The sequence below is a fragment of the Chryseobacterium elymi genome, assembly GCF_003385495.1.
Taxonomy (GTDB): domain Bacteria; phylum Bacteroidota; class Bacteroidia; order Flavobacteriales; family Weeksellaceae; genus Chryseobacterium; species Chryseobacterium elymi.
On sequence record NZ_QNUH01000010.1, the window covers coordinates 47,391 to 62,000 of the forward strand.

The 14,610-nt window shown below is 36.3% G+C and carries 17 protein-coding genes; 5 read left to right on the forward strand and 12 right to left on the reverse strand.

Features of this window, described 5'->3' with window-relative positions:
• Positions 1 to 68: 68 nt before the first annotated feature.
• Together DRF60_RS12765 and lgt are read left to right on the forward strand one after the other, a co-directional pair.
• Positions 69 to 263, forward strand: a complete 195-nt coding sequence (locus DRF60_RS12765) for a cold-shock protein (protein ID WP_034741125.1) — start codon at positions 69 to 71, stop codon at positions 261 to 263.
• Positions 264 to 475: 212 nt separating this feature from the next.
• Positions 476 to 1,312, forward strand: a complete 837-nt coding sequence (gene lgt, locus DRF60_RS12770; RefSeq protein ID WP_116012420.1) for a prolipoprotein diacylglyceryl transferase — start codon at positions 476 to 478, stop codon at positions 1,310 to 1,312.
• Between the two features lie 274 nt (positions 1,313 to 1,586).
• Here lgt and DRF60_RS12775 read toward each other — a convergent pair whose 3' ends face one another.
• The 3 genes from DRF60_RS12775 to DRF60_RS12785 all read right to left on the reverse strand — a co-directional run bounded on the left by DRF60_RS12775 (position 1,587) and on the right by DRF60_RS12785 (position 3,803).
• Entirely contained in the window at positions 1,587 to 2,288 is a 702-nt protein-coding gene (locus DRF60_RS12775; RefSeq protein ID WP_116012421.1) for a LytR/AlgR family response regulator transcription factor, read from the reverse strand.
• Positions 2,269 to 3,339 carry a sensor histidine kinase gene (locus tag DRF60_RS12780; RefSeq protein WP_116012422.1) on the reverse strand — a complete coding sequence of 357 codons (1,071 nt, stop codon included), beginning with the start codon at positions 3,337 to 3,339 and terminating at the stop codon, positions 2,269 to 2,271. Before DRF60_RS12780 ends, DRF60_RS12775 begins: the two co-directional genes overlap by 20 nt.
• Before the next feature lie 80 nt (positions 3,340 to 3,419).
• On the reverse strand, positions 3,420 to 3,803 hold the full coding sequence (locus DRF60_RS12785; RefSeq protein ID WP_116012423.1) for a DoxX family protein: 384 nt from the start codon (positions 3,801 to 3,803) through the stop codon (positions 3,420 to 3,422).
• A 686-nt stretch (positions 3,804 to 4,489) separates the two neighbouring features.
• On the opposite strand from DRF60_RS12785, the gene DRF60_RS12790 reads away from it, so the two are divergent.
• Positions 4,490 to 4,918: a cold-shock protein gene (locus DRF60_RS12790; RefSeq protein WP_111956070.1), complete on the forward strand. Its 429-nt coding sequence runs from the start codon at positions 4,490 to 4,492 to the stop codon at positions 4,916 to 4,918.
• 83 nt (positions 4,919 to 5,001) lie between these two features.
• Here the strand turns inward: DRF60_RS12790 and DRF60_RS12795 are convergent, their stop codons facing one another.
• The 4 genes from DRF60_RS12795 to queG form a co-directional block, all read right to left on the reverse strand.
• Complete coding sequence (locus DRF60_RS12795; protein ID WP_116012424.1) at positions 5,002 to 5,463, reverse strand: SRPBCC family protein; 462 nt, start codon at positions 5,461 to 5,463, stop codon at positions 5,002 to 5,004.
• A gap of 15 nt (positions 5,464 to 5,478) precedes the next feature.
• Complete coding sequence (locus tag DRF60_RS12800; protein ID WP_116012425.1) at positions 5,479 to 6,126, reverse strand: murein L,D-transpeptidase catalytic domain-containing protein; 648 nt, start codon at positions 6,124 to 6,126, stop codon at positions 5,479 to 5,481.
• Between the two features lie 6 nt (positions 6,127 to 6,132).
• A complete protein-coding gene (locus tag DRF60_RS12805; protein ID WP_394337460.1) occupies positions 6,133 to 6,810 on the reverse strand; it encodes a TIGR02117 family protein in 678 nt (225 codons plus the stop codon).
• A 357-nt stretch (positions 6,811 to 7,167) separates the two neighbouring features.
• Complete coding sequence (gene queG, locus DRF60_RS12810; protein WP_116012427.1) at positions 7,168 to 8,121, reverse strand: tRNA epoxyqueuosine(34) reductase QueG; 954 nt, start codon at positions 8,119 to 8,121, stop codon at positions 7,168 to 7,170.
• A 167-nt stretch (positions 8,122 to 8,288) separates the two neighbouring features.
• On the opposite strand from queG, the gene DRF60_RS12815 reads away from it, so the two are divergent.
• Together DRF60_RS12815 and DRF60_RS12820 are read left to right on the forward strand one after the other, a co-directional pair.
• On the forward strand, positions 8,289 to 8,588 hold the full coding sequence (locus tag DRF60_RS12815) for a rhodanese-like domain-containing protein (protein WP_116012428.1): 300 nt from the start codon (positions 8,289 to 8,291) through the stop codon (positions 8,586 to 8,588).
• 27 nt (positions 8,589 to 8,615) lie between these two features.
• Positions 8,616 to 9,233: an HD domain-containing protein gene (locus tag DRF60_RS12820; protein WP_116012429.1), complete on the forward strand. Its 618-nt coding sequence runs from the start codon at positions 8,616 to 8,618 to the stop codon at positions 9,231 to 9,233.
• 546 nt (positions 9,234 to 9,779) lie between these two features.
• Here DRF60_RS12820 and DRF60_RS12825 read toward each other — a convergent pair.
• From DRF60_RS12825 to gldD, 5 genes are all read right to left on the reverse strand, one after another.
• Positions 9,780 to 10,547 carry an alpha/beta fold hydrolase gene (locus DRF60_RS12825; protein WP_116012430.1) on the reverse strand — a complete coding sequence of 256 codons (768 nt, stop codon included), beginning with the start codon at positions 10,545 to 10,547 and terminating at the stop codon, positions 9,780 to 9,782.
• Positions 10,548 to 10,557: 10 nt separating this feature from the next.
• Positions 10,558 to 11,547: an NAD(P)H-dependent flavin oxidoreductase gene (locus DRF60_RS12830; protein WP_238640207.1), complete on the reverse strand. Its 990-nt coding sequence runs from the start codon at positions 11,545 to 11,547 to the stop codon at positions 10,558 to 10,560.
• Between the two features lie 90 nt (positions 11,548 to 11,637).
• Positions 11,638 to 13,002 carry a peptidylprolyl isomerase gene (locus DRF60_RS12835; RefSeq protein WP_116012431.1) on the reverse strand — a complete coding sequence of 455 codons (1,365 nt, stop codon included), beginning with the start codon at positions 13,000 to 13,002 and terminating at the stop codon, positions 11,638 to 11,640.
• 87 nt (positions 13,003 to 13,089) lie between these two features.
• Positions 13,090 to 14,013, reverse strand: coding sequence for a PfkB family carbohydrate kinase (locus DRF60_RS12840; RefSeq protein ID WP_116012511.1), 924 nt, complete (start codon positions 14,011 to 14,013; stop codon positions 13,090 to 13,092).
• A 27-nt stretch (positions 14,014 to 14,040) separates the two neighbouring features.
• Positions 14,041 to 14,598, reverse strand: coding sequence for a gliding motility lipoprotein GldD (gldD, locus tag DRF60_RS12845; protein ID WP_116012432.1), 558 nt, complete (start codon positions 14,596 to 14,598; stop codon positions 14,041 to 14,043).
• Positions 14,599 to 14,610: the final 12 nt, after the last annotated feature.

Here is a 14,610-nt window from a genome sequence, read left to right on the forward strand (position 1 = left end):
ATTATTCTCTAAGAAATTTAAGAAAGAATCCTCAAATAATTAATACAACAATTTTTAATACTATTACAATGCAAGAAGGCACCGTAAAATTTTTCAATGAAGCAAAAGGCTTCGGATTTATTTCTCCAGCAGACGGAGGTAAAGACATTTTTGTACACTCTTCAGGATTAGATACAAGATCTATCCGTGAAAACGATAAAGTAGTTTTCGAAGTACAAAAAAGCGACAAAGGTTTAAATGCAGTTAACGTAAAGTTAGCATAATTTGAATATAACGTTTAAACGAATATTGACTGATAAGTAGCAATACCTTTCATTCGATGTCCGTTCAGAACCTCTTACTTGATGTGAGAGGTTTTTTGCAGATAAAACATGATATATTCCCTCAAAATATCCTAAAATTTAGATTATATTCTTTAAAAACGGCTCTATCCTGCTATATTTGTCCTTAAAAAATAATTTTACAACCATCATCAATGAATGTATTATACGTTAACTGGGATATAAGTCCTGAAATCTTCAATATTTCCGGATTTCCTCTTAAATATTATGGCCTACTGTTTTTGGCCGGACTTGTTCTGTGCTATACAATCCTAAAGACCATCTATAAAAAAGAAAATTTAAGCCAACAGGCACATGAAGCACTTTTCTCTTATGCATTTATAGGAATTTTAGTAGGTGCCAGATTGGGACACTGTCTGTTTTATGACTTCGATTATTATTCCCAGCACCCTATTGAGATATTCCTGCCGATCCAAAAAGGAGCTGACGGAGCTTATCATTTTTCAGGATATGCAGGACTGGCAAGCCACGGCGGCGGAATCGGGCTTATTATTATGCTTCTGATCTATGCTAGAAAATTCTCTATTAAGTTTATGACTGTTCTGGATGTGATTGCTATTGCCACCCCTCTGGCCGGAGCATTTATCAGGTTGGGCAATCTGATGAACTCTGAAATTATAGGAACACCTTCTAATGCGCCATGGGCTTTTATATTCAGACAGATAGACAATATTCCGAGGCATCCTGCTCAGCTGTATGAAGCGATCTGTTATCTGATGATCTTCCTTGTGGTTTATTTTATTTATACCAAAAACATCTTTAAAGTGGGGAAAGGTTTTTACTTCGGCATCACTACTCTGCTGATCTTCATTGTAAGATTTTTTGTAGAATTCATAAAAGTGGATCAGGTTGATTTTGAAAAAGGAATGAGCCTGAATATGGGACAAATTTTAAGCATCCCGTTTCTGTTCCTGGGGCTTTTCTTTATTATTAAAAGTATCCGGGACAAAAAAGAAATGAAAGTTTCATAGTCCTTAAAATATAACCAAAACCTCCGGTACCAATTGTAATACCGGAGGTTTTTTTTCGGATTATTCCAAATAAAAAATTGGCTTAATATGATTAAGCCAATCCGTATTCCTCAGAATACTAACATCCACATATATTCTAATTACTGCAATCGGTCATTTTTTTAACCTTTATTACCACTGTAAGTTCTCGTAACTTCTTTAAGTTCAAAGTTGGTCAAAACTGAAGAAAAATAAAAGAAACAGCTATCAAATAAAGCTTTGAGTCTATAAAGGCTTACAACTCAATGAAAGGCTTATAGGTCCTGCCAATCGGAAGTTTTTTACCCATCACCTGTATCATACTGGCAGAGCGAACTTCAATTTTAAGCTTGGAAACAATGTAAGATTTGTGAATTCTCACAAATATTTTAGGATCCAGACTTTCCTCTATCCTGCTGATTGGCATTTTCACCGTGATCGTTCCATCTTTGGTGTGAATGTGAATATATTCCCGTAAGCTTTCAATAAAAAAAATATCATGAAGAACAATTCTAATTTGCTTTTTTCCGCTGCTTATAAAAATATGTTCGCGGTCTGCCGCTTCCAATAAAACTTCTTCTGCATTCATCAGGTATTTAAATTTTTCAACCGCTTTGGTAAACCTGTTGTAAGGAACAGGCTTCATCAGATAATCTACAATATCAAGCTCATAACCTTCTACAGCATACTGATGATAAGCAGTAGTCACAATGACAAGAGGTGGATTTGTCAGTCTTTTCAGGAAATCAAAACCTTTGATAACCGGAAGATGAAGATCCAGAAACATCAGATCAATATCATACCTGTTTAAAAGGCTTCCGGCGTAAACAGCGTCAGAACATTTTGCCACCAGATGAAAGTCTTGATCCCTTGAAACAAAATTTTCGAGGATTTCTGCGGCTATCGGTTCGTCTTCTACAATGATGCAGGTGTATTTTCTAGAAGCGGAATGTGTCATTAAAATCAATAATTAAGGTTATAATATACCGTTCATTGGTAGTTTCAACGGTAAGAATGTGCTTTGGGTAAAGCAGTTCAAGCTGTCTCCGGATATTTTTCAATCCTATTTTTGTAGAATTTCCGTGGGGTTTCTCTTCTTTTGAATTTTCAATATGATAATGAAGAACATCGTTTTTCAGCTGAATATCAATGTGAATAAAGCTTTTCCCAAAGGTTTCTGAAACGCCATGTTTAAAAGCATTTTCAACAAACTGGATCAAAATAAGGGGTGATATTTCCTGGGAAGGATTATCTATATTCTCATTAAAACGAATCACGAGATCATGATGCCGGATCTTCTGGATCTGAAGGAAATCCTTGATATTTTCTACATCTTTATCTATGGAAATATACCGTTCGGCCGCATCATAAATATTATACCGCATTACTTTGGAAAGCTGTAAGATGACATCAGGTGTTTGATCGGCTTTTTTAAGAGCCATTCCGTAAATATTATTCAGCGTATTGAACAAAAAATGAGGATTGATCTGGGCTTTAAGCATGGTAAGCTCCTGATCCAGCTTTTCCGATTTCAGCTTTGAGATCTGTTCTTTCAGCAGGTTCTTCTGCCTGGTAATTTCTACGCCAAAGATAAGACCTGCCATAAAGACCAGATCCATAAAGGAGTTGAAAGCCACAAGTCCGTTGAGGAATCCTGAAGGCTGTTTGCCATCCAATGTTTCAACAATCCCATAAATATGGGGATAAATAATATAATGGGTGAAAAATCTGTGGGCAAGAACCGCAGCAATAAAAATAATGACAGAGAGAATACAGGTAAGAAATCTTCTGATATCGGTTCTTTCGTATACATAAAGAAGAGCATAAGCCAACGGAATTTTAACCAGAAGATACCCAAGTTCCAGAATAACGGTATTCTGAAGCCTTATCTGCCATTCTACATTAGGAAACTGATACCTTGACCAGTAAAAGTCCAGATAAACTTCCAGAATATAATACAGTATCCAAAAGAGCAGATGGATATATAATTTTGATTTTCTGCCTGGCATTAAGTGTTATAGGATTTACTATGCAAAATACTATCTTTCAGTGGAAAATAAAAATATAATGATTAATCTACAGTAATTGTCTATGAACTGCCGCTTCCTCTCTTTCCGTTAAAAATAAGCTGCAAAAAACAGCAAATTAAAAGAATATTGAATTCAATTCCGTTCGTTCCGCCGCCTACAACATACCACCCATTTTGCCAATGGATAAAATAAATCCCCAACATCAGGATGAACATATTACAGATAGAAACCGGCTTTACATACCGGTCCGACCAGATCAGCAATGCTGAGAAAAGGTGGATTAGTTTTACAGCCCAGGCCAGATAGAGCCCAAAAGGACTGAAGCCTATGGTATCAAGGTAAAGACGCCCAAAATTATTAACATCACCACTGAAAATAGATACTACACTGTGCATCAGCAAAATAACCGACAAAGCTGCACAGAGATAGAAATTGTTTTTCATGAATCTAAATTAAAAAATCACAAAAAATATTTTGAACGCCAAATATCAACAGCCTACAAGTGTATATAAAAGATACAGACTGTAATGGATTCCGAATTCCTTACATCTAATGTATTATGAATGAATTATTAAAAAATATTTTACACATATAAAGGATATCATATTATATACCAACAGCATACATTCTGTAATTGCTCTAGAATTGAGCTTTCACGCAAAAAAAATCCAAAATATGTGAATTTTAGGCACAACATTTGCTGCTGTATGAATCGTATTATACACCACTTCATTTTTATAATATATTATTTTCCACAATCCTCAGCATGCTGAGGATTTTTAGTAATATTTAAATCGATGAAATGAACAGTCTGTTTTAAATGGGAAAATACATTTTTGATAATCAATGATTTAAAATAGGTTTATTCAGTTAATTGTCGTATATTTGTATATTAATTAATAGGCCGCTGCCTTTGCCCTCTGTTACAGTATGGAAATTCTTTCTTTTCAGTTCCCGCTTTTTCAGATGCCTCATTTTTTAAAAATCACTTCTTTTACTGATGAACGCCCAAACAAACTGCTTTCGACGCTTCGTTTCATAAAGAAGAACAGACGGATGACTGCAGCTTTATAAGATTTGGCAGATCAGGTAAACAAATACAATATAAAATTAAATACTAGAATAATTTATGGCAGACTCTTTTTCTAAAAAAGAAAATTTCAAGAAAAAAATTCAAAAGCAAAAAGAAAAAGCGCTGAGACGCGAAGATCGTAAAACGAATAACAACAAGGGTGCAGAAGATGTTTTCATGTATGTAGATGAATTCGGAAGACTTACCTCTACACCTCCTGAAGACAGAGAAAGACAGGAAGTAAACATTGATGAGATCCAGCTTGGTGCCGCTCCTATTATGGCAGAAGAAATAAGAAAGACTGGGATCATCACTTTCCACAGTGAGAAAGGCTATGGCTTTATTACTGAAGACAACAGCAAAGAAAATGTTTTCTTTCACAACAACAGCTGTGCACATCCTGTAAAAAAGGGGAACAAAGTATCTTTCGAGAAAGAAAAATCTCCAAAAGGATTCTCTGCTGTGAATATCGAATTGGTTAAATAAACAACAGATCTGCTACACAACAGCAGATTTTGTAAAAAAATAAAGAAAGCCGCTCAGTGAGCGGCTTTTATTGTATTTTAAACTTATTTTTTATTGAACATTCTCTCCAGTACTGCATAGCGGTAGTCGAAAATATATTCCACTTTCTTTTTAACGAAGAGTGAATGGGCTATTTCTCCCAAAAATCCCATGGGAAGTTCATAATCAATAGTATCTTTCATAATTACACCTTTTTCATTGGGGATGAATTCATGACGATGATGCCAAAGTTTATAGGGCCCTTTTTTCTGAAAATCTATAAAGCTCTTCTGAAAATCCACTCTAATGATCACTGTCTGCCATTTCATTTTTATACCAAAAAGAGGTGAAACGTAATAATCGATGAGCATTCCTTCATAAATTTCATCATTTTCCATGGTAGTCAGGACGATAAAATTCATGTCTTTTGGTGTGATCTCGGAAAGATTACTGGCAGAAGAAAAAAAATTCCATGCGGTTTCTATACTGCAGTTGAGCTGTTGCTCTCGGACAAGACAGTACTTCATAAATTCTCTGTATAATTATTGATAGATCCACATCAGAACTGGCTTCCCGGCCTTTTGAATCATAGGATCTATTTCTTTCATTGCATTGTTGGACACTGTAGGACACCCCCAGCCTTCCGGAGAACCTTTTGGAAAAACTTCGTCGTCACTCATCTGGTCCCAGGAATGGAAAACGATATACCGTTTTAAAGCATTACTGTTTGTTTCATCCAAACCATGCATCAGGTACTTGATATTGATTCCCCAATCACTATGACCTCTTCCCCACAGCTTATATTTTCCTAAAGATGAAAGATGGCTTCCGTCTTCATTACTGAACTGTGGATTGTCTTTTGAGCCATCTGCACTCCATGGATTTGGACCACAGCCATGACCCACAAGGTATCTTTTAACAATCGATTTCTTTTTAAAATCCCAGACAAAAAATCTTTTAATCCCTGAATGAAGACTCATATCAATCAGAATACAAAAATCCGTATTTAGTTTTTTTGAAACACAGAATTTCAAAGCTTCTTCGGCCTTTGATGTAATTTTAGAAAGATCCGCTTCCGGCCTGTTCCCTTCTTTAACAGAAAGATCTGCTAGAAAGTGACGGTTTCCTTTAGATTCATTAGTGCATGAAAATACAAGGTGTAAAGCAAAAACTAGGGCAAAAATCTTCATTGAAAATTATTTGTAATGTCTAAAGATTCCAAAATCGGAAGGTGTCCATAATGCAGCTTTCTGTCCTGCAGCTTTCAGTGCATCGTTTGCCCAGGTATTGCAGGTATTCAGGAAGCTATATTTTCCTTTAGCATCATAAAATGCATCGTTAACATCATAAACAGCATCAGTTGGAATCAGGATAAAGTTTCCATTCTGATCTCTGTCGAATTTATCTTCTATGAATTTCACCAGACTCTTATATTGATCCCTGCTGATCATGATCATTTTGCAGTCTTCACCTTCTTTCATGGTTTTGTAATAGGAACAGTGCATGGCAGAATCACTGAGCCAGAAAGTGGCTTTAAAAGCAGTGGAGAACTTCAGATCGGCCCATGTCGGCGTATCAAGATAAAAGCCTTTATCGCCCCAGCCTATTCCTATATAACTGTAATCTGTGCTTTTTGATTTTGTGTTGGAAAACGGAACTTTTGCTCCCCAATCCTGAAGATCATTTTTTACAGGCATTACAATATCCGTGTGCACGCCGTTGGTAAAAATATAAATCGGAATATCTTTAGGCTTTCCGTCATTATCTGCAGAAACTTCTATAAGCGGCAGTAAAAGACCCAGAATAACATACAGAGCAACAATTCCCAAAATAATTCCTAAGGTTTTCAGAACATACAGTAATACAATTTTCACACTCATGTTTTAATAAAATTTAATCTTCAATTTTCTGTAAAAGTATTTGTTTTAATCGAAAAAATGATTAAATTTAGTTACGAAATATTCACAAATATGCGTAAAAATACAAAATCACAAAAAAGATTTAAAGTACGGGTAAAAACAGCTCCAAAAAGAGTACAAAAAAAACGTTGATTTTCTGTGGGACATTGGTCTCCTGAAAGTCAATTTTCTTTTTAGGAAAAGTTTTTCAGAGATTCTTACTGAATTAAATCTTAACCTCCTTAAGACCGATAGCTTAAGGGATGGTCATTTTTCCTCTTCTATTTTGGAACTTTAAACTTCCAGATAAGGATTTGTCACCAAAAATTTGTCCTAAAGCTTATCTGAAGAACGTTCCAAAAATTCAATATTCCGCTTCAGACCTGCAAATTTGGTTCTCTTTACGGGAGATTTTCTAAAGATCTCAGAAAAAATTTCCTGGGTAATTTCTCTCCACTCTTCTTTTTTGAAATTCTTAAGAGATTCATTCGGAGCAAAACGACTCTGAAGGTTAGGTGAAGAAAATCTGTTCCAGGGACATACATCCTGGCAGATATCACATCCGAACATCCAGTCTTCCATTTTATCTTTAAAATGATCGGGAATTTCGTTTTTGAGCTCTATAGTTGCGTAAGAAATACAGCGGCTTCCATCAATAATCTTTTCCGAAACAATGGCATCCGTAGGACATGCATCAATACACTTCCTGCAGGTTCCGCAATGATCTGTAGTAGCATGATCGGGAACCAGTTCAAGATCACATATAATTTCTGCCAAAAAATAGAAGGAGCCGTTTTGCTTTGTGATGAGATTGGCATTTTTACCTACCCAGCCTATTCCTGACTTTCTGGCCCAGCTTCTTTCCAAAATGGGTGCAGAATCCACAAAAACCCGGAACCCGAACTCTCCTATCTCCTGCTGCAATTCTGAAACCATTTCACGGAGAATTTCTTTTACCACTTCATGATAATCTTCTGCGTAGGCATATTTTGAGATCTTATAATTTTCCAGGGCAGAGATTTCTTCTTTTGGAAAGTAATTGTAAGAAAGTGAAATAACAGATTTTGAGCCTTCTACAAGCAGCCTGGGATCCAATCTTTTATCAAAATGATTTTCCATGTACTTCATTTCGCCATGAAAATTATTTTGAAGCCATTTTTCAAGATTCGGAGCATCTTCTTCTAAAAATCCTGCTTTCGAAATACCACAGCTCTGAAATCCAAAATGTTCTGCTTTGGATTTTATAAGTTGAGAATATTTTTCGGCACTGCCATTCAGGATTTCCATTCTGCAAAATTAAGATTAATTTTATGAATCTTATGGTTTTCAGTAAGAAGTGGATGAGCCTTAAGTTTTAAGCATTTTTTTGGGAAAAATTTAAGTTTCGATAAAGACTTTTTTCAGGAATAAATTGCGTATTTTCGTTCTTATTTTTAATCTTAAATTACACAGTTATGTCTTTAATAGAAGTTATACAGTCAGGAAATTATGAATTAGTTGACGTTCGCGAGCCAATGGAGCTTGAAATGGACGGAAATATAGATGGAGCCAAAAATATTCCTCTTGGTGAAGTAGAAGACAGAAAGGAAGAGATTTTATCCATCGAAAAACCTGTGATCTTATTCTGCAGAAGCGGAAACAGAAGTGGAAAAGCATTGGAATATCTTAATGGCCAGGGCCTGAAGGACGGATACAATGGCGGAGGCTGGGCTGATCTGAAAGCAGTATTGGAATCAAATCAGGGAACTTTTTAAAAGTTCCTTTTTTTATATTCATTCATCATGAATCTGAAAGGAAACTTCACAGATCTCTGTCTTCATTTTACGAAGGACAGGAGTCTTATTGAAAACCTGTGGCATGAAATTGAAAAAAAATATTCCCGAAAAAACAGGTATTACCATGATCTCTTTCATCTTCAGAATATGTTTATGGAACTGGAAAGTGTGAAAAACCGTATTGAAGATTTTTTTACTCTTTCATTTTCTGTTTTTTACCATGATGTTATTTATGATGCTTCTTCAAAGTCCAATGAAGAAAGAAGTGCATCGTATGCTGCAGAACGGCTTCATAAAATGGGATTGCCCCAAACTATAATTTCAAAAATAGAAGACCAGATTTTGGCTACCAAGTCCCATCAAAAGTCAGATGATGCGGATACAAACTATCTTCTTGATGCAGACCTTTCTATCCTGGGAAAAGATTCTGTAATATATTTTGATTATACGCGGAAGATCCGAAAGGAATATGCCCTGTATCCAGACCTTCTCTACAAACCGGGAAGAAAAAAGGTGTTAAAACACTTCCTGGAGCTGGAAAGTATTTTCAAAACAGAGCATTTCAAGGATAAATATGAGCAGCAGGCAAGGGAAAATTTAGCTGCGGAACTTAAGCTTTTATAAATGACAAAAAGGAGATGCAGCAAAGCCACATCTCCAGAATGGAACCATTCATTCAAACACAACTTATCCATCAACTAACAAACCAAAAAGGAAATATTGGAAATTTCCTTATAGGGGATTTTTTTCATCAAATTTGTTTTCAGAATCTTCTGCATCGCTGTTTGATAGTTCAAAAATAGAAACAAAATCTCACTTAACAGTGATTTTAATTGCGTATTATATGTAATTTTCACAATAATTTATCGGATTGGGAAACAGAATTTTGAAATAAAAAAAAGGTTAATCTTTTTGAAATAATAGATTTAAAATATTATCAGAAAAGTAAATTTTTGATTTTCATATTTTTATTAAAACTTGTACATGGTTAATATACAAACAGCTTAAAAATAAAATCACAGACTTGATAATGTGTATTTCCGTGTTGAATCGAGCAATTATGTGTACAATTTGTATAAATTATTCCTTGTCTGGTTGGTTATAAAGTATAAAAAAGCACCTTGTTGAAAATCAAGATGCTTCTTTTACTGTTGATTTTGTTTCCAACAGCTATATTTTTTCTAAAAACTCTGATACTCTAGTGAGAACCAACTCCGGAACTTCTTTATGCGGCGTATGACCTATTCCGGGAATGATATATTTCTCTGCCTTACCACTCACCTGGGAAACTGTTTTCTCCACCTGACTGAGTGTGCCATATTCGTCAGTCTCTCCCTGAATAAATAATAACGGACAGTGGATGTCCTTCAACAGATATTCAATATTCCAGTTTCTATAATCTTCACGGGTCCATGTTTCCGTCCAGGTCCTGAAAAGCATTTCCACTTTTTCTCCATGGTATTTGGCAAGACGTTCGGCAAGATTGGTCGTTTTATAAGCGTTCCAGGCTTCGTAAACTCCTTTTAAAGTAACTTCTTCTACAAAAATATGCCCTGCTTCACAGATTATACCCTTTATTCTTTCGGGATATTTAGCAGCAGTGATAAGGGCAATGGTTCCTCCATCGCTGTGCCCGAATAGGATGGCATTGTTGATATTAAGCTCTGTCAGCAGATCATTCAGTAAATCTGCTTCCAGTTCCATATAATTCACCGGCCTTTCGTGGGTCGGCATAGGTCCGGATTTCCCATAGCCTAGTCTGTCATACATGAGAATGCTACAGCCTGTAATTTCAGACAGTTTTGCCGGCAGATCTCTCCAAAGTTGAACACAGCCCAAAGAATCATGTAGAAAAACGATAACAGACTTTTCTCCGGTTATGTTATTGTGTGTGATATAAAGTTTCTGTCCTCTTACTTCTATTATCCTCTCTTCCATTCATTCAGTTCTATAAGCTTGGAACTTTCGCTGCTTCAAATTCCTTCAGCAAATTACTGAAAACGGTTTCTACCGGTAATATATCGTTTATTAAAGCGGAAACCTGTCCTATTTCCAACTCGCCGTCTTCCATATCTCCTTCGAACATTCCTCGTTTTGCTCTTGCGCGTCCCAATGAAGCTATTAAAGCTTCTTTATTTCTTCCTGACTGGTAGATGTCTTCCAGTTCACTAAAGAACTTATTTTTCACCATCCTTACAGGTGCCAGTTCTTTCAAAGTAAGGTGGGTATCGCCTTCATTCAGTTCGGTAATTTTCTTTTTCCAGTTTTCGTGGGCACTTGCTTCAACGGTAGCAGCGAATCTGGAGCCAATCTGTACACCGTCTGCGCCCAGGATCATAGCAGCTTTCATCTGGCAACCCAATGCAATTCCTCCGGCAGCAATCAACGGTTTAGAAATATGTTTCTTTACATTCGGGATCAGACAGAAAGTCGTAGTCTCGTCTCTTCCGTTGTGCCCTCCTGCTTCAAAACCTTCGGCTACGACAGCATCTACTCCTGCTTCTTCGCATTTTACAGCAAATTTAGTAGACGAAACAACGTGGGCAACTTTTATTCCTTCTTTTTGAAGGGTCTCTGTATAGGTTTTAGGATTCCCGGCTGAAGTAAAAACAATTTTTACGCCTTCTTCCAGAATAATCTGAATGATCTCTTCAAGGTTGGGGTACAGCATAGGCACATTAACGCCGAAAGGCTTATCTGTAGCCAATTTGCATTTTTGAATATTTTCTCTCAGGATATCAGGATACATGCTTCCCGCTCCTATGATCCCCAAACCACCACAGTTGGAAACCGCCGAAGCCAGCCTCCAGCCTGAATGCCAGATCATTCCTGCCTGAATAATAGGATATTGTATGTTAAAAAGCTCTTTAATTCTATTTTGATCTGTCTTCATTTCCTGAAGTTTTTTTGCTGAATTGAAATCTATAAAATTGCTCATGCGTAAAAATAATAAAAAACGCGGTTTCTAAAGGAAATATCTTGACTTTTCAGTATAAAAAAACCTTCAGAAATTCTGAAGGTTTTTTATTTATTTTTTGATCGATTCTTTTTTCCAGTTGGCTTTGAATTTACAGTTATCATAGCGTCCGTCAATGGATATAAAGGTTGTCGGTAATTTAGAGTTGACAAACTTCTCAATCATTTCGTTACGCTTTTTGTTGAGCGCCATCTGCTTGATTCTGTTATAATCTGTTTCCAGTGTAATCTGGTGGGCAGGAATAACATCTTCTAATTTGATGATCTTCACCACTTTTCTTTTATTATCCTCATCCTCAAAAGCAGAAGTAATATCTCCTTTGTTCAAACCTGCCAGTTCATAAGTGATAGATCCGGGAATACTTTCTCTTTCAATTTTATCAGAACCATCCGCCCCTGAAATAATTCCTGCGTTGAATTTCGTCTTCTTATCATCTGAAAATTTAAAAGCGGCATCTTTAAATGTTATTTTACCATCCAGAACAAGGTTCTTGATACTGTCCAGTTTTGCTTTTGCTGTTTTCATTTCATCGTCAGTAGGGGTTGCCTTCAACAAAATATGTCTTGCATCATATACTTTCCCGGATTTTCTGATCAGCTGTATGATATGATACCCGAATTCAGATTCAATAGGCTCAGAGATCTCATTTTCCTGAAGGTTTAGTGCGGCCGCTTCAAATGGCTTTACCATCTGTCCTTTGAATATATTTTTATAAAGTCCTCCATTAGCCGCAGATCCTTCGTCCTCAGAATATATTCTCGCCTGGCTTTCAAAAGTTTCGCCGGCGGCAATATCCTGCTTGATTTTATTTAATCTTTTGATTAGATCATCTTTATGCGCATCGGTCAGTTTAGGATATATCATAATCTGCGCTAAAGATATTTCATCCTTTACTTCCGGAAGCTGCATTTTATACAGGTTATAGAAGTCAGTAACCTCATTTGGGGTTACGTCTGCCTTTTCAGTAACACGCTGATATTTTGCCTGTCCGTAGTATTGATCCACATCTATCTTTTCGATAGCGTTTTTCATTTCATACGCATTTCTGAATTTATATGCGGCAAGCATAGTTTTTTCATCGGGGAACTGAGAAAGCAATTGACGGTATTTTGCATTGGCCTGCTCTTTAATGGCAGCAGAACGGTTTTCAATTAATGTATCTTTTTTGGCTTCGTATACAAGAAGCTTGTTGCTGATCAGGTTTTCAAGGAAGTCGCATTTGTCTGTCTCAGAGGCTCCCTGTTGTTTGGCATAGTTCATCTGCTCATTAACATCCGATTCCAAAACAATTTCATCACCGATAACAGCAGCAATACCATCCACTAATTCTCCGGGTTTTAGCTGAGCATTCATGTTTGAAGAGAATATCATCATGAAAATCCCAAGAAGAAAAGTGATTTTTAGTTTATTTATCATTTTACTATTTTAAACAAGTTGCAAATTTAGAATACTTAACGAATTAGTCTAAATTTTTTATTATAAATATTTCTTAAAAAGACTTATTTATTGCAGTTCAACATCGAATGTCGTTAATTCTTTGAATTGTCTTAATCTGCTGAACATATCAGATTCATTTACTTCCTGAATTCTTTCGGTTCCGAATTTCTCAACCGTGAAGGAAGCCATGGCTGAACCTACAATCAAAGCAGACTTCATGGTCTCGAAATCAAACTTCCCTTTTTTAGCAAGATAAGCGGCAAAACCTCCTGCAAAAGTATCTCCGGCTCCGGTTGGATCAAAAACCTCTTCTAATGGAAGTGCAGGAATAGCAAACACTTTATTGTCATGGAAAAGTAAAGCGCCATGCTCTCCTTTTTTAATGATTACATAGTCAGGACCCATGGTATGGATCTTTTTAGCTGCTTTTACTAAAGAATATTCTCCTGAAAGCTGTCTTGCCTCTTCATCATTGATGGTAATAACATCTGTTTTAGCAATCATATCCATCAGGATATCCCATGCTGAATCCATCCAGAAGTTCATGGTATCAAGGATAACAAGTTTTGGACGTTTGTTCATTTTTTCCAGTACGGACAGCTGAACGCCAGGGTGTAGGTTACCAAGCAGAAGAATCTCTGCATCCTGCATAGAATCTGGAATTTTCGGATCAAAATTCTCCAAAACATTCACTTCTGTAGCCAAAGTATCTCTGGTATTCAGATCATTATGATATTTCCCGGACCAGAAGAATGTTTTTCCTTCTTTCACGATCTCAATTCCTTCAATATTTACATCTCTGTTTGTGAACATATCAAGGTGCTCCTGTGGAAAATCTCCTCCAACAACGGAAACAATACCAGATTTAACGCCTAAAACGGATGAAGTGATGCTAATATAAGTAGCTGCCCCTCCTAAAATTTTATCAGTTTTACCAAATGGCGTTTCGATTGCATCAAATGCAACGCTTCCTACAACTAAAAGTTTCATATATTTTTCAATGTATTTTAAAGTCAATTATTTTTTCCATTCAAAAGTGTCCAGCAGATGCTTCATATCATCTTTGATATAGTTCACTGCCGGGGCCAAAGAATCAGGTTTTGGCCTTGTATTAAAGTATAAATAAGCAGTCACAAAATGTTTTGTGCTGTCAGTCATGTAAAATTGAAGATTAGAAGCGCTCTGCCCCTTAAGCTCATAGAAGTTTCCGTACACCTTTTTGTCCGGGTATTCGAATGATTTGGTATCTATGGAGCTCGCTTTAATGGTATGCTCATAAACCATTTTCTCAGCTTCTTTGATGTGGTCTGCAAAATCATTCTGTATCGGATAATAGGTCACAAAGACCTTGGCTTTCATTTTTGGGTAATTGATATAGTACCAGCACGGCTTTTTAGCATCAGAAATGGATGCAAAGTCTGAATATTCAAAAGTATAGGCACAGTTATTCTCAAATTTCTGATATTTGGGTGCCGGATACTCCAGGCGGAGTTCCCCGTAAGGTTTTGGAACATGATCTTTTCCGCATGAAATTAAAAGCAGTGATACAAAAATAAAAATGACGTTTTTTATCATTTTGCAAAAGTA